The sequence below is a fragment of the Vibrio sp. A1-b2 genome (genome assembly GCF_021726015.1).
Classification (GTDB): Bacteria; Pseudomonadota; Gammaproteobacteria; order Enterobacterales; family Vibrionaceae; genus Vibrio; species Vibrio diazotrophicus.
Window position 1 is genome coordinate 132,692 of the sequence record NZ_JAKKCI010000003.1, and the last position, 21,781, is coordinate 154,472.

18 protein-coding genes are annotated in these 21,781 nt (G+C 44.5%); 7 read left to right on the top strand and 11 right to left on the bottom strand.

Annotation, left to right across the window (positions count from 1 at the left end):
- Positions 1-10: 10 nt before the first annotated feature.
- From pfkB to L3V23_RS08100, 3 genes are all read left to right on the top strand, one after another.
- A complete protein-coding gene (pfkB, locus tag L3V23_RS08090) occupies positions 11-970 on the top strand; it encodes a 1-phosphofructokinase (protein WP_042483396.1) in 960 nt (319 codons plus the stop codon).
- A gap of 17 nt (positions 971-987) precedes the next feature.
- Positions 988-2,730 carry a PTS fructose transporter subunit IIBC gene (fruA, locus tag L3V23_RS08095; RefSeq protein ID WP_237292178.1) on the top strand — a complete coding sequence of 581 codons (1,743 nt, stop codon included), beginning with the start codon at positions 988-990 and terminating at the stop codon, positions 2,728-2,730.
- 498 nt (positions 2,731-3,228) lie between these two features.
- Complete coding sequence (locus L3V23_RS08100) at positions 3,229-3,696, top strand: 2TM domain-containing protein (protein WP_102965252.1); 468 nt, start codon at positions 3,229-3,231, stop codon at positions 3,694-3,696.
- A 49-nt stretch (positions 3,697-3,745) separates the two neighbouring features.
- On the opposite strand, the gene L3V23_RS08105 is transcribed toward L3V23_RS08100, so the two are convergent.
- The 4 genes from L3V23_RS08105 to nrdD all read right to left on the bottom strand — a co-directional run bounded on the left by L3V23_RS08105 (position 3,746) and on the right by nrdD (position 8,388).
- Positions 3,746-4,444 (bottom strand): ATP-dependent zinc protease, encoded by a 699-nt coding sequence (locus L3V23_RS08105; RefSeq protein WP_102954285.1) that lies wholly within the window; start codon positions 4,442-4,444, stop codon positions 3,746-3,748.
- 28 nt (positions 4,445-4,472) lie between these two features.
- Positions 4,473-5,654, bottom strand: coding sequence for an amino acid aminotransferase (locus tag L3V23_RS08110; RefSeq protein WP_102965251.1), 1,182 nt, complete (start codon positions 5,652-5,654; stop codon positions 4,473-4,475).
- A gap of 127 nt (positions 5,655-5,781) precedes the next feature.
- Positions 5,782-6,249, bottom strand: coding sequence for an anaerobic ribonucleoside-triphosphate reductase-activating protein (gene nrdG, locus L3V23_RS08115; RefSeq protein ID WP_102942186.1), 468 nt, complete (start codon positions 6,247-6,249; stop codon positions 5,782-5,784).
- Positions 6,250-6,267: 18 nt separating this feature from the next.
- Positions 6,268-8,388, bottom strand: a complete 2,121-nt coding sequence (gene nrdD, locus L3V23_RS08120) for an anaerobic ribonucleoside-triphosphate reductase (RefSeq protein ID WP_102942185.1) — start codon at positions 8,386-8,388, stop codon at positions 6,268-6,270.
- 308 nt (positions 8,389-8,696) lie between these two features.
- Between nrdD and L3V23_RS08125 the strand changes: the two genes are divergently transcribed.
- Complete coding sequence (locus L3V23_RS08125) at positions 8,697-9,593, top strand: endonuclease/exonuclease/phosphatase family protein (RefSeq protein ID WP_237292179.1); 897 nt, start codon at positions 8,697-8,699, stop codon at positions 9,591-9,593.
- 135 nt (positions 9,594-9,728) lie between these two features.
- Here the strand turns inward: L3V23_RS08125 and L3V23_RS08130 are convergent, their stop codons facing one another.
- The 5 genes from L3V23_RS08130 to L3V23_RS08150 form a co-directional block, all read right to left on the bottom strand.
- Positions 9,729-12,896, bottom strand: a complete 3,168-nt coding sequence (locus L3V23_RS08130; protein ID WP_237292180.1) for an efflux RND transporter permease subunit — start codon at positions 12,894-12,896, stop codon at positions 9,729-9,731.
- A gap of 2 nt (positions 12,897-12,898) precedes the next feature.
- A complete protein-coding gene (locus tag L3V23_RS08135) occupies positions 12,899-13,903 on the bottom strand; it encodes an efflux RND transporter periplasmic adaptor subunit (RefSeq protein ID WP_237292181.1) in 1,005 nt (334 codons plus the stop codon).
- Positions 13,904-14,017: 114 nt separating this feature from the next.
- Positions 14,018-14,476 (bottom strand): YeeE/YedE family protein, encoded by a 459-nt coding sequence (locus L3V23_RS08140; protein WP_237292182.1) that lies wholly within the window; start codon positions 14,474-14,476, stop codon positions 14,018-14,020.
- 100 nt (positions 14,477-14,576) lie between these two features.
- A complete protein-coding gene (locus L3V23_RS08145; RefSeq protein ID WP_237292183.1) occupies positions 14,577-14,996 on the bottom strand; it encodes a YeeE/YedE family protein in 420 nt (139 codons plus the stop codon).
- A 37-nt stretch (positions 14,997-15,033) separates the two neighbouring features.
- On the bottom strand, positions 15,034-15,336 hold the full coding sequence (locus tag L3V23_RS08150) for a metalloregulator ArsR/SmtB family transcription factor (protein WP_042482847.1): 303 nt from the start codon (positions 15,334-15,336) through the stop codon (positions 15,034-15,036).
- Positions 15,337-15,492: 156 nt separating this feature from the next.
- Between L3V23_RS08150 and L3V23_RS08155 the strand changes: the two genes are divergently transcribed.
- Both L3V23_RS08155 and L3V23_RS08160 read left to right on the top strand, forming a co-directional pair.
- A complete protein-coding gene (locus tag L3V23_RS08155) occupies positions 15,493-15,678 on the top strand; it encodes a DUF2892 domain-containing protein (RefSeq protein WP_042482844.1) in 186 nt (61 codons plus the stop codon).
- Between the two features lie 68 nt (positions 15,679-15,746).
- Positions 15,747-17,444 carry an FAD-dependent oxidoreductase gene (locus L3V23_RS08160; RefSeq protein WP_237292184.1) on the top strand — a complete coding sequence of 566 codons (1,698 nt, stop codon included), beginning with the start codon at positions 15,747-15,749 and terminating at the stop codon, positions 17,442-17,444.
- 110 nt (positions 17,445-17,554) lie between these two features.
- Here L3V23_RS08160 and L3V23_RS08165 read toward each other — a convergent pair whose 3' ends face one another.
- Positions 17,555-18,883 (bottom strand): 6-phospho-alpha-glucosidase, encoded by a 1,329-nt coding sequence (locus tag L3V23_RS08165; RefSeq protein WP_237292185.1) that lies wholly within the window; start codon positions 18,881-18,883, stop codon positions 17,555-17,557.
- Between the two features lie 65 nt (positions 18,884-18,948).
- Positions 18,949-20,553 (bottom strand): alpha-glucoside-specific PTS transporter subunit IIBC, encoded by a 1,605-nt coding sequence (locus tag L3V23_RS08170; protein WP_237292186.1) that lies wholly within the window; start codon positions 20,551-20,553, stop codon positions 18,949-18,951.
- A gap of 300 nt (positions 20,554-20,853) precedes the next feature.
- On the opposite strand from L3V23_RS08170, the gene L3V23_RS08175 reads away from it, so the two are divergent.
- Positions 20,854-21,564 carry a GntR family transcriptional regulator gene (locus L3V23_RS08175; protein ID WP_102954263.1) on the top strand — a complete coding sequence of 237 codons (711 nt, stop codon included), beginning with the start codon at positions 20,854-20,856 and terminating at the stop codon, positions 21,562-21,564.
- Positions 21,565-21,781 lie beyond the last annotated feature (217 nt).

Consider the following 21,781-nt stretch of genomic DNA (forward strand, 5'->3'; position numbering starts at 1 on the left):
AAATAACGCCATGACAACGAAAGTCGTCACCATCACCCTAAACCCAGCGCTGGATCTTACTGGTAGCTTGGACACGCTCAACGTGGGCACTGTGAGCCTTGTTAAGCAAGGTTCACTGCACGCGGCAGGTAAAGGGGTGAACGTAGCGAAAGTGCTGAGTGACCTTGGTGCAGACGTTACTGTGACTGGCTTTCTAGGCAAAGACAATCAAGAGATGTTCTGCCAGCTGTTTGAAGAGATGGGTGCGCATGACGAATTCATCCGCATTCAGGGCTCAACTCGTATCAACGTTAAACTCGTTGAAGCGAGCGGTGAAGTCAGCGACATCAACTTCCCAGGCATCAACGTAACCAACGAAGATATCGCGGCTTTCGAAGCGACTCTACTTCGCCTTGCGCAAGACCATGATTATTTTGTTCTTGCAGGCAGTCTGCCTACCGGTGTTTCTCCAAGCTTATGTGCTTCTTGGATTGAAAAACTGCACTCACTAGGCAAACGCGTTCTGTTCGATAGCAGTCGTGATGCTTTGGCAGCAGGCTTGAACGCTCACCCTTGGCTGATTAAGCCAAACGATGAAGAGCTGTCTCAGTTTGTTGGTCGTGAGTTGGTTACTCCTGAAGAGTGCCGCACAGCGGCGGCTGAACTTGCAGAAAAAGGTATTGAAAACATTGTTGTCTCAATGGGAGCCAACGGAACCATGTGGCTAAACCAAGGCCAATGGCTTCATGCAAAACCACCACGTATGAGCGTTGTCAGCACTGTTGGTGCAGGTGACACTCTCGTTGCCGGTCTTTGCTGGGGTCATATGCAAAATATGGACAAAGAATCTTTAATCACATTCGCTACAGCATTATCTGCCCTTGCAGTTACGCAGGTAGGTGTGGGTGTGACTTCAGAAACTCAACTAATCACCCTACAAAAAGAAATCCAATTACAACCAGTTGGTACTTTTGAAGTATCTAACAAATAAGGACAGAAGGTCGTACTATGAATATTGCTATTATCACTGCATGCCCTAGCGGCGTTGCAAACAGCATTATTGCTGCAGGACTGCTTGAACAAGCCGCAAAATCACTAAACTGGACTTCCGTTGTGGAATGTCACTCTTCTGTGATTGAAGGCTACAAGCTTACCGATTCAGACATCAACAACGCTGAAGTCGTTATTATCGCAGCCAATACACCTGTTGATACTACTCGCTTTGTTGGTAAAAAAGTCTACCAAAGTGATATCTCTGCATGCACAAGTAACCCAACGGCTTACTTAAAAACAGCGGTTGAGCAAGCGTCTGAGCTTAGCGCAAGCGCTGCAACAACTTACCAAGCACCTGCGGCTCCTGCAGCAATCGCGAAGAAGATTGTTGCTATCACTGCATGCCCTACTGGTGTTGCACACACTTTCATGGCTGCTGAAGCGTTGGAAGAGACGGGTTCTCGTCTTGGCCACAAAGTCAAAGTAGAAACACGCGGCTCTGTTGGTGCGAAAAACCAACTGACTGCTCAAGAGATTGCTGAAGCTGATCTTGTTATCATTGCTGCAGACATCGACGTTCCACTAGACCGCTTCAACGGCAAAAAACTTTACAAAACCAGTACGGGTCTTGCTCTGAAGAAAACAGAACAAGAGATCAACAACGCATTCGAAAAAGCAACGGTTTACACCCAAGCTGAAGCTTCAAAAAGTGCTGAAAGCACTGGTGAGAAGAAAGGTGTGTACAAACACTTAATGACAGGTGTTTCTCACATGCTACCAGTGGTAGTAGCAGGTGGTTTGATCATCGCACTGTCTTTCGTATTCGGTATCGAAGCGTTTAAAGAAGAAGGTACTCTAGCAGCGGCATTGATGACTATCGGTGGTGGTTCAGCATTTGCACTTATGATCCCTGTACTTGCTGGTTTCATCGCGTTTTCAATTGCTGACCGTCCTGGACTTGCACCGGGCTTGATTGGCGGCATGTTAGCAAGCTCTACTGGCGCAGGTTTCCTAGGTGGTATCGCTGCTGGTTTCATCGCGGGTTACTCTGCGAAGTTCATTGCTGATAAAGTTTCTCTTCCTCAGTCAATGGAAGCATTGAAACCGATTCTTATCATTCCATTTATTGCTAGCTTAGTAACTGGTTTGGTTATGATCTACATCGTTGGTGGACCAGTATCGGGCATCATGACTGCGATGACGACGTTCCTTAACGACATGGGTTCAGCTAACGCAGTACTACTTGGTATTATTCTTGGCGCAATGATGTGTTTCGACCTTGGTGGTCCTGTCAACAAAGCGGCTTACACATTTGGTGTTGGTCTGTTGGCTTCACAAACTTACGCACCAATGGCAGCTATCATGGCAGCAGGTATGGTTCCGGCTCTAGGTATGGGTTTAGCGACTTTCCTTGCTAAAAACAAATTTGAACCTAGCGAGCGTGAAGCAGGTAAAGCATCATTCGTACTTGGCCTATGTTTCATCTCTGAAGGTGCTATCCCGTTTGCAGCGAAAGACCCAATGCGTGTTATCCCAGCATGTATGGCAGGTGGTGCGTTAACTGGCGCTCTATCAATGCTGTTTGGTGCAAAACTGATGGCTCCACACGGCGGTTTATTCGTACTAGCAATTCCTGGTGCTATTACTCCTGTGTTTATGTACCTAGTAGCAATCGCAGCGGGTACAGCAGTAACTGGCTTTGGCTACGCATTTTTCAAAGCTCGTGCTACTGACAAATCTGCGGTAACTGCTTCTTAAGTTAAGCGAAAACTAGAAGCTAAGCTCTAAGCTTAGCTTCTTATAAGTATCCAAGTCTTTGCCCCCCGAAGGCTGTTGCCAGTGACATTGTTCACTGGCTTTTTTATTTTGGCCAATGATACAAATTCCAAAGAACACAAACTTCGGCATACTTGGCTACTATATGACGTGACTGTTTTCCCCTACGCTTCCCTTACCCTAGCCAACTAACTCAACGCACAGTCCTTTCACTAATGACATCTAACCTGATTAATATGATTGAATATCGCGAAGAATGTCGAAATTTGTCTAGGATCGAAGCATGGCAGCTTGATGAGAGCTGTGATTATAGCGACCCTTCACAAAATTCATCACAATATTGTGATTGTTCAACTTTAAAACCTGATTCGCTAACTTATTGAATTTATAGAAGTGTCATAACTATGTCGTCTATATGACGTTATATGCTGGATACACAATTGGTAAGCTCTGTTTCACAGCAGTAGAAGGAAATTTTAAATGATTATTAGAAAACTCAGACTAAAACATGGTTGGTCTCAGGAGCAATTGGCCGATCTTAGTGGCTTAAGCATCCGTACTATTCAGAGAATTGAACGTGGTCAAAAGCCTGGTTTGGAGTCACTAAAATCCCTAGCTGCTGTCTTTGAAACCAGTATCGAAGAACTTCAGCAGGAGCCAGAAATGACCAGTGACACAAAGTATACTGAAGAAGAACAAACGGTGATCGACCAAGTAAGAGCCATCAAGGGTTTTTACTCACACCTGATGACATACGTTATGGTGATCAGCCTACTTTTCGCCATCAACCTATTTACCAGTTCTGACTATATTTGGGCTTGGTGGCCAGCTTTAGGCTGGGGCATTGGTATTTTGAACCATGGTTTAAATGCCTTCGAAGTGTTCAATCTCTTCGGTCCAAAATGGGAAAAGCGTCAAATTGAAAAACGCCTTGGTAGGAAGATGTAAAAATAGAAAAAGCCAGCTTCTGCTGGCTTTTTGATTATCCATTTCAAGCTTACTTATGCTTTGGTTGGATGTACTTACGGCTTACATCCACCAGTGCAACATCTTTAAAGAAGCTGCGACCTAGCAACACAGGGAAAGTCAGGTGACTTCTGTCTGTTAGAGTGAACTCGGTATTTTCCTTCAAATCACCGATTTGAATCCATGCCATAACCACAGCTCGACGTTGTGTACCGTCAGCGCTTGACTGACGAATATCAACCCAACGCTCTACAGGTAAAGCAAACTCTTTGCTCATCACATCATCGTGTGCAATCTTGAATTTTACCCAGTCTTTGCCATCACGCTCGAATGGAACAACGTCAACAGCGCTTACTGAAGAAGTAGTCGCACCTGTATCAATACGCGCACGGAAGTTCTCTTTCAAGCCCGTAATATAAACCCATTCTTGTTCTCCAAGAATCAAACGACCATCGGCTGTTTTCTTAGCGTCCGCCACCATAGGTGGCTTAGGATCCGGCTTTGGTTGCTGTTCAGGTCTTACTTCCGGCTTAGGTTCAACAATAGGCTCAACCTTTGGGGTTATGGTTTCATATTTACTAAGGTCTCTTTCTGGTTGAGAAACCTCTTGTTTAGGTTCTTCAACTTGAACAGCTTGATCCTTTGCATCACCTTCATTAGACGTTGTAGAACAAGCCATTAAACCGCCACTCAGCATCAAAGGAATTAAAAATTTCCACTGTTGTTTCATTCGTTCACCTACTCAAACTGAAAAATATCTATAAAACTTTCATTATCGCATCCGCCACATAAGGGATGTCTTTTTCTGTTAAACCAGCAATGTTAATACGACTATCGGCAACCCCATAGATACCAAAGTCTTCGCGTAGTCGTAACATTTGCTCTGCTGTTAAGCCTAGCATAGTAAACATACCTTTGTGACTTTCTATGAAATCAAATTGTGAAGTATTGTGTTGATTTCTCAACTGGTTACATAAACTTTTACGAAGACTTAACAGACGTTGTTGCATTTCAACCAACTCATTCTTCCAAGTTATGGTTAATGCATCGCTTTGTAATACTGTTTTTACTAAAGCTGCGCCGTGGTCAGGCGGCATAGTGTAGGTGGTGCGCGCTAAAGTCAGCAGTTTCCCTCTAGCATTGGTTGCTTCTGTCGCATTTTTTCCCAGCACCATCGCAGCCCCAGTACGTTCGCGATATAGGCCAAAGTTTTTTGAACATGAGGTCGTAATCAGCATCTCTTCTACACGCTCCGCCATATGGCGAATGCCTTTTGCATCTTCTTGTAGGCCATCACCAAAGCCTTGATAGGCAATGTCTACAAAAGGCATAAAACCATTTTTCTGTGCCAGTTCCGTTATCGCCTGCCAAGCCGCAAAATCAATATCGGCTCCTGTTGGGTTGTGACAACAACCATGCACAACAACCACATCTTTTGGCCCCGCATGTGCCAAGTCCGCAAGCATGCGATCAGCATTCACCATTTTGGTCTTTTGGCTAAAGTAGCTGTAAAACTTCACTTTAAGCCCTGCGGCTTCCATGATCGGTTTGTGGTTGACATAGCTAGGGTCTGTTAGCCAAACCGTTGTTTCTGGCTGAGCAAAATGCATAAGATCAGCAAGCATACGTAATGCGCCACTGGCACCCGGAGTCTGAATAACGGAGAGTCGATCACGCACTGGTGTATCACCTAACACTAAATCCGCCATGCATTGGTTGAACTCTTCGCATCCTGCAAGGCCAACGTACGACTTTGACTTCTGTGTTTTCGCCACAATATCTTGAGCTTGCAAAATTGCTTGCATGATTGGCGTTTCGCCTGAGCTATTTTTATAAACACCAATGCCTAAATCGACTTTTTCAGCGCGAGGATCTTCGCGGAAAGCCGCCGACAGAGAAATGATGGGGTCAAGAGTTGGAGCAGTTAAATGAGAGAACATGAAAGTCACAGCCTTTTGAAATTCAAGTAATGAGTTTCAAAGTAACACTATCGCTGAAACGGCTCAAGATACTTGTTTATTGGCAAGTTATTAGCTCCTAAACCGGAGCTAATCATTAAAACTATGCTTAAGATTTGAGGTAGTGAATAACTTGATTACTGCTGCCTCGCCAATCTAGGCTCGGATCGGCAAGATCTTTGATAAATTTGCCATCTATCAGCACATCAATGTATTCCAATACCTGTTTTTGCGCTTCGCTCAGTTCCGAGAGCAGATAACCCGTCCAGAGCCAGATATCTTTACCGCTGCATTCTTGCTTAACACGTTTCACCAAATGAAGAATGGCAGAGACGTTTTGCGGATGCAGAGGATCACCACCGGACAACGACAAACCACGTTTAGGTATGCGGGTATCGTTCAAGTCCGCGATGATGCGATCTTCTAAATCTTGAGTATAGGGATGACCAGAGCGCAAAGACCATGTGCTCTGGTTATAGCAACCTTTACAGTTGTGCTCACAGCCGGAGACAAACAGTGTACAGCGTGTCCCCGGTCCGTTGACTACATCAATAGGATGATATTGGTGGTAGTTCATTGCTCAATCGTATTTCGTTTAAAGGTGCTTAACGCGACGTTTAACTTCTTCTTGTTTACCGAAGTTGAACGGACGAGCATCAGGGCTACCCAAATAACCGCATACACGACGAGTGACTGATACTTTAGACGAATCATGGTTGCCGCACTTCGGACATACAAAGCCCTTGCTGGTACATTCAAATTCGCCAGTAAAACCACAGTCGTAACACTCATCAATCGGTGTATTTGTGCCGTAATAAGGCACTCGAGAGTAGCTGTAATCCCAGACGTTTTCTAACGCTTCAATATTGCGTTGCATGTTCGGGAACTCACCGTAACAGATAAAGCCACCGCTCGAAATTTCTGGGTAAGGCATCTCAAAATCGATCTTATCGTATGGGTTTACTGTTTTTTGCACATCCAAGTGGAAGCTGTTGGTGTAATAGCCTTTGTCAGTGACACCTTCAATAACACCAAACTCTTTTGCATCGATACGGCAGAAGCGGCTACATAAGTTTTCGCTAGGTGTACCGTACAGACTAAATGCATAACCTGTTTCTTCTTTCCATTGGTCAACGGCTTCACGCAAGCGTTGGATAATATCAATTGCGTGTTGACGTAGAGTTGCATCGTCATACACATGCTCGTCCGCACCAAACAGTGCAGTAATCGTTTCATGCACACCGATATAACCAAGAGAGATGGATGCACGACCGTTTTTGAAAATCTCAGTAATGGAGTCGTTAGCTTTTAGACGAACACCACACGCGCCTTCCATATACAGAATTGGAGCAACACGAGCTTTCACTTTCTCTAAACGGCTGATACGAGTTTCAAGCGCACGGCGAGCCAGTTTCAATTTGCCGTCCAACAGTTCGTAGAACTTATCTAAGTCACCATTCGCTTTCAAAGCAATACGAGGCAGGTTCAAGCTCACTACACCAAGGTTATTACGACCTTCATGAACAAGTTCACCATTTTCTTCGTATGTATTCAGGAAGCTACGGCAGCCCATTGGAGTTTTAAATGATCCCGTAACCTCTACTACTTTGTCGTAGTTCAGAATGTCGGGATACATACGTTTAGACGCACATTCCAGCGCAAGCTGTTTGATGTCGTAGTTTGGATCGGCTTTCTTGTGGTTCAAGCCGTCTTTAATCGCGAAGACCAGTTTAGGGAACACCGCTGTTTTGCGGTTTTTACCCAAGCCCGCTATACGGTTTTTCAAAATAGACTTCTGAATTAAGCGCGATTCCCAACAAGTACCTAAGCCAAAACCAAACGTTACAAATGGTGTTTGACCATTCGCCGTGTGAAGAGTGTTTACTTCGTATTCGAGAGACTGGAATGCGTCATAACACTCTTTCTCAGTACGTGCTTTAGCGAACTCTTCAGGGCTGTGAATATCCCACTCTTTAGCGATTTCTAAATGTTTCTCGTAGCTTGCTGCCACGTAAGGCGCAAGAATTTCATCGATACGGTTGATTGTAGTACCACCGTAGATATGGCTTGCAACCTGAGCGATGATTTGAGCGGTTACCGCTGTCGCAGTCGAAATTGATTTTGGTGTATCAATTTCCGCATTACCCATTTTAAAACCGTGTGTCAGCATGCCCTGTAAGTCGATCAGCATGCAGTTAAACATCGGGAAGAATGGTGCGTAGTCAAGGTCATGATAGTGAATATCACCTTCTTCATGAGCCTGAACGATGTCACGAGGCAGGATGCGAGTTTTCGCATAGTGCTTAGCAACGATACCTGCTAACAGGTCACGCTGTGTTGGAATCACTTTGCCATCTTTGTTGGCATTTTCGTTTAGCAGATCGGCGTTGCTTTCTTGAATTAAGCCTTCAATTTCTCTGGTCAACGCGCTTTGCTTTTCACGAGAAATATCGCGGTCATGGCGATATTCAATGTATGAACGAGCTAATGCTTTGTACGGACCTTGCATTAGCTCGTTCTCTACCATCGTCTGAATTTCGGCGATGTGAACTTCTTCGTAATCTTTCAATTTCAGTTCAACAGCAAGTGCTACATTAAGAGCGTAAATAGCCAACTCTTTATCCACATGATCTGCGGCACTTTCAACTGCAGATTGAATACGATCCCTGTTAAACGGGGCTTTAGAGCCATCACGTTTGATCACGATAGGTTTCAAAATTTCTCCTTACCCCAGCATACTCACAGACTTATCCACAAACACACTATATAGGGCTTTTTATTATCCAACTGACACTATATGTTGTGGCGTATTTAACCTCCGACATCAAGTTGGAGTATTGATATAGATCAATGGATTTGGACCACCGAGCAGAATTGATTCAAACTTACAGCTCAAGATCTCAAACTCGTAAGAAATGCTGCAAACCGCAAAAATTGTGATATCCGTTGTTGATTTTTTAGGAAGCCTGATAGATTAAGCGCTGACGAAATCTCGATAAAAGACACGACACAAGGATTGAAAAAATGCGCCTATTTTATGCTCTATTTGTAAGTGTGATTTCCTTAGTGATGCCACTCACTGCGCATGCTGAAAAATTAACCATGAGCACTTGGAATATGGAATGGCTCACCGTCAATCCAAACCATAATGTCTATGAAGGGAAGCGAAACAATGACGATTTTTCTGCCCTGAAAGGCTATTTTGAGAAACTCAATGCGGATGTGATTGCTTTTCAGGAAGTCGATAGCATCGACGCTTTTAAGCGAGTAAGCCAACCCGAATACACTGTCGTTCTGTCGGACAGAAAGATGCCAAAATATGCTAGCCACCAGTTTTCAGACATTAATCAATACACGGGCTTTGCGATTCGTAATAACGTGCCTTTTTCTGATCCCAAAGACCTCGACTTGTACGGCAAAGCTAATCACAAACTAAGGTTTGCTTCTTATGTCATTCTCTACCCTGATAGTGCCACACCTGTCCACGCACTTTCATTACACCTCAAAGCGGGTTGTGTAGGAAAATTCTATTCTCAGAAAGAGACTTGTCAGACTCTGTTAGCACAAGGAAAAAGTCTTAACCGTTGGATTAAAGAGCGTGAAAAACAGGGGCAGGAATATGTGATTATGGGGGATTTCAATCATAACCTGAGCTTTAAAGGCGACTGGTTGTGGCAAGAGTTTACTCAGGGTTTGAAACAGAAACCTGAACTGGCAACCCGCAATACTCAGGCTTTATGCAAGGTTCGCAAACGTAATGATGCTTCACAGCTGCATCAGTTTCGCTCCGTGATTGACCATATGATTGTCAGCCCTAAACTTAACGCAACACCGCCCAAACAAATGGTCTATAAAGACCAAGATGCTCTCAACTACCACTTAAGTGATCACTGCCCTATTGTGTCTCAGCTCAACTGGTAATGGATAACTGGTGATGTCAGAGACAGTAATAGACGATACGTTGATTTAACAGTTACAAAAACAAAAATGCCTCACTCTGTATTGGCTTACATTGTGAGGCATTAACACAAGTTAACTAACTACAAATCCCTGTACCTAAACAGGACTTTTTTCGAAGCGTTTTCTCATCACTACGTAGTATAGGACAGGGATAACCAACAAGGTCAAAATTGTTGATACGAATATCCCGAAAATCAAACTGATAGCCAAACCGTTAAAGATCGGGTCATCTAGAATAAATACCGCGCCTATCATCGCAGCCAGTGCTGTCAGCATAATAGGTTTGGCACGTACCGCCGCCGACTGAATCACCGCTTCTGAGAACTCGATACCCTCTTCCACTTGTTGATTGATAAAGTCCACCAGCAAAATTGAGTTACGCACGATAATACCGGCTAAGGCAATCATGCCGATCATTGAAGTCGCCGTGAACTGTGCGCCTAATAAGGCGTGCCCCGGCATCACACCAATTATGGTGAGCGGGATTGGCGCCATGATGATCAACGGCACTAAATACGACTTAAACTGCGCCACAACCAGCAGGTAAATCAGAATCATACCGACAGCGTAAGCGATACCCATATCGCGGAAGGTTTCATAAGTGATTGTCCACTCACCATCCCACAGTATAGAAATACCGTTTAAACCATCTGGCTGATTGATGTAGTACTGGTCAACTGCCATTGCTTTGTCCAGTTTACTGCCCACATTAAACATACCGTACAGTGGGCTATCTACATTTCCCGCCATGTCACCGACGACCATGACCATAGGCACAAGGTTCTTATGCACAATGTAATCTTCCATAGGTGTTTGACGAACCGACACCAAGTCAGACAGTGGATAAGCGCTACCCGTCATGCTGCCCACTTTCATATTCAGCACTTGTTCTAAACGTACTTTTGCCGTTTCACTCGCCTGAATCTGAATTGGAATTGGGTACTTACTGTGCTCACTGTGCAGATAAGTCACAGGTTTTCCGCCAATCGACGTTGCCAAGGCATCAACAATCGAAGCATAAGGCACTTGGTAGTGAGATGCTTTGCTTCTGTCGATCACTACTTGCCATTTCTGATGCAGCTCCGGCAGGTACATATCCACATCGACAATATCCTGAGTAGTGCGGAACACTTCTCTGACTTGTCTTGCGGCTGCATTACGAATTTCCGGCGTTGGGCCATAAACTTCGGCCAATATCGGAGACCAGACAGGAGGACCCGGTGGTACTTCAACCACTTTCACCTTACCGCCAAATTTATCTGCGACAGCTTTTAATACAGAGCGTATGGAGCTGGCGATTTCATGGCTGTCTCGATCACGCTCTTTACGTCCAGCAAGGTTAACCTGAATGTCGCCCTGATTCGCTTGATTGCGCATAAAGTAGTGACGAACCAAACCGTTGAAGTTAATCGGCGCTGCTGTTCCCACGTAGATTTGGTAACTTTCCATCTCTGGCACTTTGTTCAGCTCTGCGCCCATGTCGAACAACACGCGCTGAGTTCTCTCCAAAGACGTACCTTCCGGCATATCCAGCACAACTTGAAACTCTGATTTGTTATCAAACGGCAGCATCTTCAATACAACCGCTTGAAACACAGGTAGCAGCATTGATCCAGCAATCAAAGCCAGAATAGCCAACAGCAGCATAAAACGATTACGCCCCTGATTTTTCGCCGTCACAAACGGAGTCATGATGCGATGGAACACTGTGTTCGTTGCACCGCCTTCTTGATGACCATGCGCCGCGGGTTTCAAGAAATGCCCAGCAAGCCATGGCGAAACAATAAATGCCACCGCTAATGAAATCAGCATACCCATAGATGCATTGATCGGAATCGGGCTCATATACGGCCCCATCAAACCAGACACAAATGCCATAGGTAAGAGTGCCGCAATGACCGTTAATGTCGCGAGAATGGTTGGCCCACCAACTTCATCAACCGCTGGTGGGATCAACGCGCTCAGCTTTTGCTTACCCATTGCCATATGTCGGTGAATGTTTTCCACCACCACAATCGCATCATCGACCAGAATACCGATTGAGAATATCAGAGCGAACAATGAGACTCGGTTGAGTGTAAAACCCCATGCCCATGAAGCAAATAGCGTGATCATCAAAGTAACCACAATCGCTAAGCCTACTACCGCTGCTTCGCGCCAACCCATGGTTAGTACCACCAAGATAACCACCGCAGTGGTCGCAAACGCTAGTTTACCAATCAGAGTATTACTTTTATCCGCGGCGGTTTTACCGTAGTCACGGGTAATATCAACATCAATACCTTGAGGAATAAGCTGGTTTTCTAACTCAACCAAGCGAGACTCGATAGCGTTCGCTACATTTACTGCGTTTTCACCACCTTTTTTGGCAATCGCCAACGTCACCGCTGGATAAATACCTTGTTTATCACTGGTCCAAACATTTTGCGTTGGTGTGTTGACGCCAAATTTCACAGTCGCGATATCTTCCAGATACACAGGGGTATTGTTATGTAAGCCAACAACCAGTTGTTTGACTTCTTCCACACGAGTGAGGAACTGACCGACTTGAACCGGAAATTGTTGGTTATCATGAGTAAGTGACAGCATGGTCGAACTTGAATTCGCTGAAGGCAGATGCTGATTCAGTTGATCAAGCGTGATACCAAAGCTGTTCATTTTCACCGGGTCAAGACGCACATCAACGATGGTGTTATGCCCACCCACAGTGTAAATATCGCGAGTACCATCAATGCGCTTCAGTTCGGTTTCTAAACCGTGAGCGACTTGAGTCAGCTGTTGCTGATCAAACTCACCGCTCTTATCCGCCAAAGTGATGGTCACAATAGGCACATCTTCAATGCCCTTGGGTTTAATAATAGGTTCGCCTACCCCAACACCTTGAGGCATCCAGTCCTTGTTGGAATACAGTTTATTGTAGATACGAACCACAGCGTCATTGCGCGTTACACCAACATCAAATATGGCAACAATCATCGCGCCGTCAGGCTGAGAGAAAGAGTAGATCTTATCTATACCCTGAATTTCAGAGATCACTTGCTCCGCAGGCGTGGTTACTAAGCTTTCAACCTCAGCAGGAGAAGCGCCGGGGAATGGAATATAAACGTCTGCAAATGTCACATCTATTTGAGGCTCTTCTTCTTTTGGCGTCACAATGACCGCGAAAAGCCCCATCAAAAGCCCGACTAAAGCGAGCAAAGGTGTCATAGCAGAATTTTGGAAGGCCGCGGCAATGCGACCCGAAATGCCGAGTCGTTTGTCCATAATTACTTACCTTCTGCGTTAAGAGCGGTAGTCGAAATGACGTCGCCTTCTTCAAGGCCAGACAACACTTCGGTGTAGTCGCCGTAAGTTTGTCCTAATCGCACTGGATTAAGCACGCGGCTGTCATCCTGAATTCGGTAGACAGAACTCAGCTCGGCTCTGCGAACCACTGAACTGTTCGGAATCAGAATCGTGTCTCTGTTGCCGTAATGGAATTCAGTCTTCACCCACATGCCCGGAACAAAAGTCGAGATATCTTCGGGTAAGTTAAGACGGATTTTAAAGGTGTGAGATTGCGGATCCGCGTAGCTAAACAAGCTGTACTGCGTCGGAAGTATACGTTCACCTTGAGGCGAAACGACTTCAAATTGAGCAACGTCAGACACTGCGGGTTGGTAACGCTGAGGTATTTCAGTCTCAACACGAAGTTTATCAATCGAGAAGCCACTGACAAGCGGGGTTCCCGGAGCAACGGTTTCACCCAGTTCAACGTGCCTTTGGGTAACAACACCGTCATAAGGCGCGGCCACACTGGTATAGCCAAGAGATTCTTTGGCCTGAGCAACCGCTGCTTGAGCGGATTTCACCGCTGCAGATGCACTGCGAGCTCTAGCTTCAGCAGAATCCATCACATCTTGTGAAATCGCACCTTTGGGGAAAAGTTGACGATAGCGTTTCACTTGCGCTTGGGCTTCTCTGTCTTGCGCAATCGCACTTGCCAACTGAGCCTGAGCAGCATCTAAAGAAGCGGATTGCTGAACGGCGCTGATTTCCAACAGTACCGTTCCTTTTTTCACGTAGTCATTCACATCGACATTTAAGCCAACAATGCGGCCCGATGTTTGTGAAGCTACCGTACCTTGATTAATGGGCTGAACCACGCCATCAAGTTGCACAACTTGCGCGAGTGACTCACTCTTTACGATGTAACGTTCACTGGGTTGTTCTGCATTCGCATAGCCAGTGCTGGCGAGTGCCGCAGCAATACTCAAAGTTAACCATCTCATAAGTCACTCTCCTTAGTGCTTAGATACCGCTAGCTACTATTTCATTTATATAAGTTTCGTTTGTATAAGTCGTTACCTATACTCGATTCCTATACCACTAATAGCATAGTGTGACTAAGCAGTTTGTGATTCAGCATGTTTACTATTATTAATACAGATCAATAAGTTCGTTGCACCTAGACCAACCATCATGCAAGCGAAGAAAATCCAAGCGCCTGAATTACCCAGAGCTAGGCTTGAAACCACAGGTCCCGGGCAAATACCCGCCATCCCCCAACCCAAGCCGAAGATCGCCGCACCGCTAAGTAAACGACCATCCACTGTTTTGTTCGTGGCTAAACAGAATGTTTCAGCATTCACTGGCTTTTGTTTTGGCTTAATCAGTAAGAAGTAAGCAGGCATAAACACCATCAGTGCGCCACCCATGACAAACATCAAACTCGGATCCCAATTTCCAGCGACATCAAGGAAACCCAACACTTTTGCAGGGTCTGCCATGCCAGAAATGATCATACCAATACCAAACAACGCGCCAGCCAACAGAGACGTTAATCGAAACAACATATTATTCATTTGAATGCACCTATTAGTTTTAAATAAACCCAATTCTTAAACCAATCTGGTTTTTAACTCACTGAGTTTTAAACTTATGTTTTAGCTCTAAAAGCTAAAATTAAAGAACATGGAAACGGACAAACACCGTTACTGCTGCTACTGCCATAAATACGCAGGTAGCGACGATAGAACGTTTAGATAAACGCCCGATGCCACAGATACCATGTCCGCTAGTACATCCGTTACCTAAACGGGTACCAACGCCAACTAATAGACCCGCCATTGCGAGCATCGCACTACTTGTTTCGAACTGAACAGGAGCTTCTCCACCGAGCATCAACGCAGCCAGTACACCACCAGAAATCATCCCCAGAGCAAACAATAGTCGCCAAGCGAAGTCTTCCGTTTTTGGTGTCATCAAGCCAGTTAAAATACCGCTGATACCTGCTACTTTTCCGTTCATTAGCAACATCAATGTCGCTGAAATACCTAATAATATGCCTCCGGCTAAAGATTCCCATGGAATGGAAAACGCCATAACTACCTCTATAGATTAAGTTTTAAATTGAAAATTATTATCCACAAAATGTCGTTTGTAGACTTTGAATCAGTTGTGTTACACGGTTGTCTGCGAGTGAATAAAACACTTGTTGTGACTCTTTACGAGCCTTGATAAGACCATGTTTACGTAACACGGTTAAGTGTTGAGAAAAAGCAGACTGGCTCAATGCTGAGCCTTGTTGCAACATACCCACACCGACTTCACCTTTTGTCAGTTGGCATAAAACCATTAAGCGCTCTGGATGCGCCATAATTCTTAGCAGTTCAGACACTTCCGCTGCATTTTGCTTCATTGTATTAATGTCGACAGCTTCCATCGTCTTACCCTCATTTAACTCGATGAATTAGATTTTACTAATAAAACTACATTAGTCAATGCTTATTTAGCATCACAAAAATTAGATAAATTAACATTAGACATATCTAATAAATGGTTCTATAGTGAGCTCAGTAATCCAACGGAGGGTAATATTATGACTATTGAAAACGGTGTAAGACTATTAGCGGGCAGTATGATACTGATCTCAGTAATTTTGACTGCATTCGTCCACCCTAACTTTGTTTGGTTGACGGTATTTGTCGGTGCCAACCTGATTCAAAGTGCCTTCACAGGGATATGTCCAGCAGTTTATTTTCTGAAAAAATTAGGCTTACGTTAGTCGCTCGTCACAAGGCTGACAAAGTGCTTTGTTAGCCCTGCGAGCCAGAACAAAACTTGGAGTAAATTATGACTAAGATTGTGATCATTGGTGGTGTTGCAGGTGGTGCTTCTGCCGCGGCTCGTGCTCGTCGTTTAAGCGAAGATGCACAAATTATTATGTTTGAACGTGGGCCGTTCGTCTCTTTCGCCAACTGCGGATTACCATATCACATCGGTGGAGACATCAAAGAACGCGGCAATCTTCTACTTCAAACGCCAGAGAGTTTCTTAGCTCGCTTTAACGTTGATGTTCGCGTAATGAATGAAGTGCTCCGCATTAATCGCGCAGAAAAAACCATTACTGTGCGTAATCTTCTCGATCAAACTGAATACACAGAAAGCTATGATTTTCTGCTTCTAAGCCCAGGTGCGGGTCCGATTGTTCCGCCAATTCCGGGGCTAGATAACCCATTGACGCATTCACTGCGCAATATTCCAGATATGGATAAGATTATCCAAACCATTAATACCAACCAAGTTGACCACGCAACGGTTGTGGGTGGCGGTTTTATCGGTTTGGAAATGATGGAAGCGTTCCATCAACTTGGCATTAAAACGACTTTGCTAGAAATGGCAGACCAAGTGATGACGCCTGTAGACCGCGAAATGGCTGGTTTTGCTCACGCAGAGATCCGCGCTAAAGGTATCGATTTACGTTTAGGCACGGCATTGAAAGCGGTTGAATTCAAACCAACGACTTCACTAGCGAGCATGGACTCAGGTCAGAAAGAACATCAGCACATTAATGGTGAACTTGAGTTGACGCTAAGCGATGGCGATACACTCACCACTGATATTCTGATCATGGCGATTGGTGTGCGTCCTGAAACCAAATTAGCGTCAGAAGCAGGTCTGCAAATTGGTGAGCTTGGTGGTATTTATACTAACGAGTACATGCAAACCAGCGATCCGTCTATCTACGCGGTTGGTGATGCTATCGAAGAGAAAGACTTCGTGACGGGTAAACAAACTATGGTTCCTCTAGCAGGACCAGCAAACCGTCAAGGTCGTATGGCAGCAGATAACATGTTAGGCCGCAAAGAAACTTACCAAGGTACTCAAGGTACTGCGATATGTAAGATCTTCGATTTGGCAGTCGCTTCAACCGGTAAGAACGAGAAGCAGCTAAAACGTGAAGGCGTTGAGTACCAAAAAGTGTACGTACACACTGCCAGCCACGCGAGCTACTACCCAGGTGCTGAAGTGGTTTCGTTCAAAATGTTGTTCGATCCTAAATCAGGCAAAATCTTCGGTGCGCAAGCGGTGGGTAAAGATGGCATCGACAAACGTATCGACGTGATGGCTGTTGCTCAACGTGCAGGTATGACAGTAGAGCAGCTACAGCACTTAGAGCTGACCTACGCGCCACCATACGGCAGTGCGAAAGACGTCATCAACCAAGCGGCATTCGTGGCAAACAACCTAATCAAAGGCGATTCAACTGCGATTCACTTTGATGAGATTGATAACCTTACAGAAGACCAATTGTTGCTAGACGTTCGTAACCCAGGTGAACTACAAAACGGTTATCTACCGGGTGCAGTTAACATTCCTGTTGACCAACTTCGTCAACGTATGGATGAGCTGCCAAAAGACAAAGAGATTATCATCTACTGTCAGGTAGGTCTGCGTGGATACGTGGCGTATCGTCAGCTAGTGAATAACGGCTATAAAGCACGTAACCTACTTGGTGGTTACCGTACTTACCTGTTTGCTAAAGCGTAATACAGTCTGTTTCTGCTAAATATATTGACTCGTAAATACAGATTAATAAGCGGAAACATCAACGACAAAAAAGGAGTGCCTACATAGGCACTCCTTTTGTTTACGCTCGTTTAGTGAAGTTCAGGCCAATAAGCCTTATTTGCTTCAATAAGGTCATCCAATATTAGCTTGGCTACTGTTGCACTTGGCACTGTCTTAGATAATGTGATTGCCTGCCACAACTTCTGATACGATTGTTCAGTCCAAGCTTCCGCAACCAGTTTTTCTACGGATACTTGCTGACTCATCATACCAAACTGGAATTGAGGGATGCTTCCAACTCTCAACGGCTCTGGGCCATTGCTACCGACAAGACATGGAATTTCCACCATAGCTGTGGAATCAAAGTTTTCAATTGCACCCTTGTTTTCCACAATCAGTAGCATGCGCTCTTTGGTATTGAAAGCGATCGCTCTGGCCAAATCCACAATGTAGGAAGCGTGCTCATCCACCTCAAGCTCACAACCTTCGCTATTCCCCTGCTGAATGATCTTACGACACTCACTGAAGACCAGCTTCTCACGGTTATCCATCACTTCATTTGCACGGGTGTAGTCCGGATTTGAATGCTCAACCACATAATCAGGGAACAGATAATACTTCAGATAGGTATTTGGTAATGTCTCTGGATCCAATGCATACACATCTTTAGCCTTAGCAAAAGTATCATTCCAACTAGCTTCTACGTGCTGCCCACCTTCCGCAGTCGGTGGCACATAACCATGCTTGCCGACGTACTCTTTGAGAGCCGGCATCATATCTTCACCGTTTTTATTGGTGATACTCTTCCACCAGCCAAAGTGATTTAAACCGTAGTACATCACTTCTAATTCTTTACGGGATTCCATGCCCAGAATATTTGCCATACGGTTCTCGATACCTATTGGCATATCACAAATGTTCAGAATTTTACTGTTCGGGCACAGTACTCGTGTTGCCTCTGCAACGATGGCAGCAGGGTTAGAGTAATTTAGCATCCAAGCGTTGGGTGAATATTTCTCCATATATTTCACCAACTCCAGAACACCTCCAATAGAGCGCATGCCATAAGCGATACCACCCGGACCACAGGTTTCCTGACCGACGACACCATATTTAAGTGGAATTTTTTCATCCAACTCGCGCATCGGATATTTACCAACACGGATATGCGCCATGACAAAGTCGACATCTGTAAATGCCACTTCAGGCTCTGTGGTGTAAGTAAACTCTATTTGTGGCGCTTTTTCTTTTAGTAAAACTTTACATGCTTCTGCGACAATTTCCTGTCTTGCGCCGTCATTATCATAGAACTTGAGGCTTCTTATAGGGAAACGGTCTAGATTATCCAATAACATTAATACAATGCCTGGGGTAAATGTGCTGCCGCCACCGGCAACTAATACAGAATGCTTTTTCATATTGATCTCCATTAAAACATCAGTAGCTAAGTTTTTTAATTTGTGACTTTAGTGATTAACTTTATTTAAGCTGTAACAGCAACAGGGCTTTCCATTAGCTTTTCCATACGATCCCGCACTTGAGAAACCGATAATCCAATAACAATCTGAATGGCGTCTTTATTACGCACTACTGCGTGAGCACCTGACTGACAAAATACTGAGTCCGTCATCAGCAGGCTTGGGTCTCTCACACTGATACGTAAGCGGGTCGCGCAGTTATTGATCTCTTCGATGTTGTCCATGCCCCCCAGAGCTTCCAGCAACTGTAGAGCCTGAAGGTCGCGCGGGTCGTCAGTACTTTCAACTCCATCAGATTGGCCATTTCTTCGGTTGCGATATTCAGCTTTTGAAAACAGTTTGATCTCATCTTCCTTCGCATCCCGACCTGGAGTTTTAATATCAAAGCGTAGAATCAGATACTTAAAGGTGAAGAAGTAAATGGCTGTGAAACCGCAACCAATCAACAATTGCGTTACCATCATCATTGAGTGATTCTCAAACATTGGTAACCAGTTCATCGCAGCGATTTCCAATACGCCACCGCCCATATTGCCGACCACACCGAACATGAACATCACTGCTGCCATCGTTGCAGCAAGCAAAGCGTGAATACCAAATAGGTATGGAGCGATAAACAAGAAAGTGAACTCAAGAGGTTCGGTGATACCCACCAAGACGGCAGTTAAAGCGGCTGGGATCAACAAACCTTGAACTTTGTGTTTGTTCTCCGGCGCGGCAGTAGCAATCATTGCGGCAGCAATACCGATGGCACCAAATATCTTTGAGTTACCATGCAGAGCAAAACCGCCTTGTGGAAATTGTTCGATAAGAGGTTGAGTGGATTGAGCGAACTCGCCAATATGCTGTAGCCAGTAGGCCTGAATGCCTCCTTCTACCGCTGCTGGTCCGAAAATGAAAGGGCCATAAATAAAGTGATGCAAGCCGGTCGGGATTAGAATGCGTTCCAAAAAGGTATAAAGCCAAACGCCAAAAGCACCAGCATGACTTAGGAACACTTGCAGGGAACCAATGCCAATTTGAACTTGCGGCCAAATCATGGCCGTCATAAACGCCAACGGCAGCATAGCAATAAAGCTGATCATAGTGACAAATGCAGCCCCCTGAAAGATCCCCAGATAATCAGGCAGTTGCTTGTCAAAGAAGCGGTTGTGGATATAAGTTACAACGCCAGCTATGAAAATAGAGCCAATAATGCTGGTATCAAGAGTTTTCACGCCAGCAATCATGGTCAAACCGCTAAGCCCACCAATCGGTTGGCTAAAGTCCACACCAAAATCTGCACCCCAAGTAGTTAGAATTGCAGCGATGTAGTAGTTAAATGTCATATAAGACACTATGACAGCCATACAGGCTCGTGCTTGTGCCTTTTTAGCCAAACCAATTGGCAGACCAATGGCAAACAGGATTGGCATATTGCGAAACACTGTCCAGGCTCCTTCCTGAACAATCATCCACAGTTTGAACCAAATAGTATCTGGATTCGCTAGTGAACCCATCAGGCTTGGATTGGTAAACAGGATTGATATACCCGCCACTATCCCCGCAAATGGGAACAAAAGCACGGGAGTAAACATTGCACCCCCGAATCTTTGCAGTGCTTTTAACATATCTATATCTCTATCTATCTTTGTTTTTGTTTCACTCAATTTTTAAGATTCAAATTGATCCGATTTGCCAGCCAGCAGGGAAACAGTAGGCAATTTAGTTTTGCCAAAACATCGCGGGGAATATGCTTCGTGAACCTCATCACTTTTATATCTCTGAACATTTTGTATACATACAGTGAAGAAATTAGACAACTTACATAAAAGTAATAAATGAATAAAAATAACTCATTGAATTAAAAATAAATTCAAGAGAAAAACGGACAAAAATTAATAGATACCATCAAAAAAATAGGTATAAAAGTGATCTACATTTTTCTTGCTAATCAGATTAGAAACCGAATTAATTCAGAGGAATTTCAACTCAACCAACCGCTTCCTAGTGAAAAGAAACTCGCTGAAGAATATGGGGTAGCCAGGATGACCGTCAGAAGAGCAATTGATACGCTCGTTGATGAGGGGATGTTGGAAAGAAAACATGGCAGCGGCTGTTACATCATAGACAAGGATGTGACTTTCGAGAATAAAGGGTTGAATAGCCTTACCGAACAAATTACAAAAACAACAAAAAAACTAACCAGTAAAGTCATCGGTTTTTCAGTTATTCCTTGCCCTTCCAGTGTCGCTCGCAGACTCAAAATTAATCCCGGAGAATCTATCTATTACATAATCAGAATCCGTTATGTCGATAAACACCCCGTGCATTATGAAGAATCATTTTTACCCGTAAAGCTATACCCGACATTGTCCGTTTCTCATATGGAAAACTCTAAGTTTCAATATATCGAAGAAGAGATGGGGCTAGTCATAGAAGGCAACTATTTCACCTTTACGCCATATCAAGTACCAGAGGCGATCGCCACCCATATGGAAATTGCTCCCGGAACATTAGCAATGCAAGTGACTTCTATTAGTCAATCTCGAAATGGAAAAGTACTGGATTATTCTATTACCACTGAGAATACTCACTACCATCAGACCACCTACTACTTCAGAAGACACAGAGCATCATGATTGATTCAGCTTAATGAGCTATTTCACATGAGTTCAAGATACACAGTCAGAAAAATAGAGGGCTTACTTATTTGTTCGCGCACGACGCCTTCCATATGCGAACGTCGCCTATGTTTAACCAATAAAGTTATGGTTTGACCAATAAATTAAAGTCTTCGCTAGTAACATGATTAGCGAAGACTCTTGAGTAATTTAGGCTAGAGGAGATGAAAACTAA

What these genes read in the sequence shown, in the direction of transcription:
- L3V23_RS08155 (WP_042482844.1), top strand. Translation starts at nt 15,493, where the DNA reads ATGACTATTGAAAACGGTGTAAGACTATTAGCGGGCAGTATGATACTG.
- L3V23_RS08145 (WP_237292183.1), bottom strand. Translation starts at nt 14,996, where the DNA reads ATGGCGTTTTCCATTCCATGGGAATCTTTAGCCGGAGGCATATTATTA.
- L3V23_RS08125 (WP_237292179.1), top strand. Translation starts at nt 8,697, where the DNA reads ATGCGCCTATTTTATGCTCTATTTGTAAGTGTGATTTCCTTAGTGATG.
- L3V23_RS08135 (WP_237292181.1), bottom strand. Translation starts at nt 13,903, where the DNA reads ATGAGATGGTTAACTTTGAGTATTGCTGCGGCACTCGCCAGCACTGGC.
- pfkB (WP_042483396.1), top strand. Translation starts at nt 11, where the DNA reads ATGACAACGAAAGTCGTCACCATCACCCTAAACCCAGCGCTGGATCTT.
- L3V23_RS08170 (WP_237292186.1), bottom strand. Translation starts at nt 20,553, where the DNA reads ATGTTAAAAGCACTGCAAAGATTCGGGGGTGCAATGTTTACTCCCGTG.
- L3V23_RS08165 (WP_237292185.1), bottom strand. Translation starts at nt 18,883, where the DNA reads ATGAAAAAGCATTCTGTATTAGTTGCCGGTGGCGGCAGCACATTTACC.
- L3V23_RS08130 (WP_237292180.1), bottom strand. Translation starts at nt 12,896, where the DNA reads ATGGACAAACGACTCGGCATTTCGGGTCGCATTGCCGCGGCCTTCCAA.
- fruA (WP_237292178.1), top strand. Translation starts at nt 988, where the DNA reads ATGAATATTGCTATTATCACTGCATGCCCTAGCGGCGTTGCAAACAGC.
- L3V23_RS08105 (WP_102954285.1), bottom strand. Translation starts at nt 4,444, where the DNA reads ATGAAACAACAGTGGAAATTTTTAATTCCTTTGATGCTGAGTGGCGGT.
- L3V23_RS08140 (WP_237292182.1), bottom strand. Translation starts at nt 14,476, where the DNA reads ATGAATAATATGTTGTTTCGATTAACGTCTCTGTTGGCTGGCGCGTTG.
- L3V23_RS08100 (WP_102965252.1), top strand. Translation starts at nt 3,229, where the DNA reads ATGATTATTAGAAAACTCAGACTAAAACATGGTTGGTCTCAGGAGCAA.
- L3V23_RS08110 (WP_102965251.1), bottom strand. Translation starts at nt 5,654, where the DNA reads ATGTTCTCTCATTTAACTGCTCCAACTCTTGACCCCATCATTTCTCTG.
- nrdG (WP_102942186.1), bottom strand. Translation starts at nt 6,249, where the DNA reads ATGAACTACCACCAATATCATCCTATTGATGTAGTCAACGGACCGGGG.
- L3V23_RS08150 (WP_042482847.1), bottom strand. Translation starts at nt 15,336, where the DNA reads ATGGAAGCTGTCGACATTAATACAATGAAGCAAAATGCAGCGGAAGTG.
- L3V23_RS08160 (WP_237292184.1), top strand. Translation starts at nt 15,747, where the DNA reads ATGACTAAGATTGTGATCATTGGTGGTGTTGCAGGTGGTGCTTCTGCC.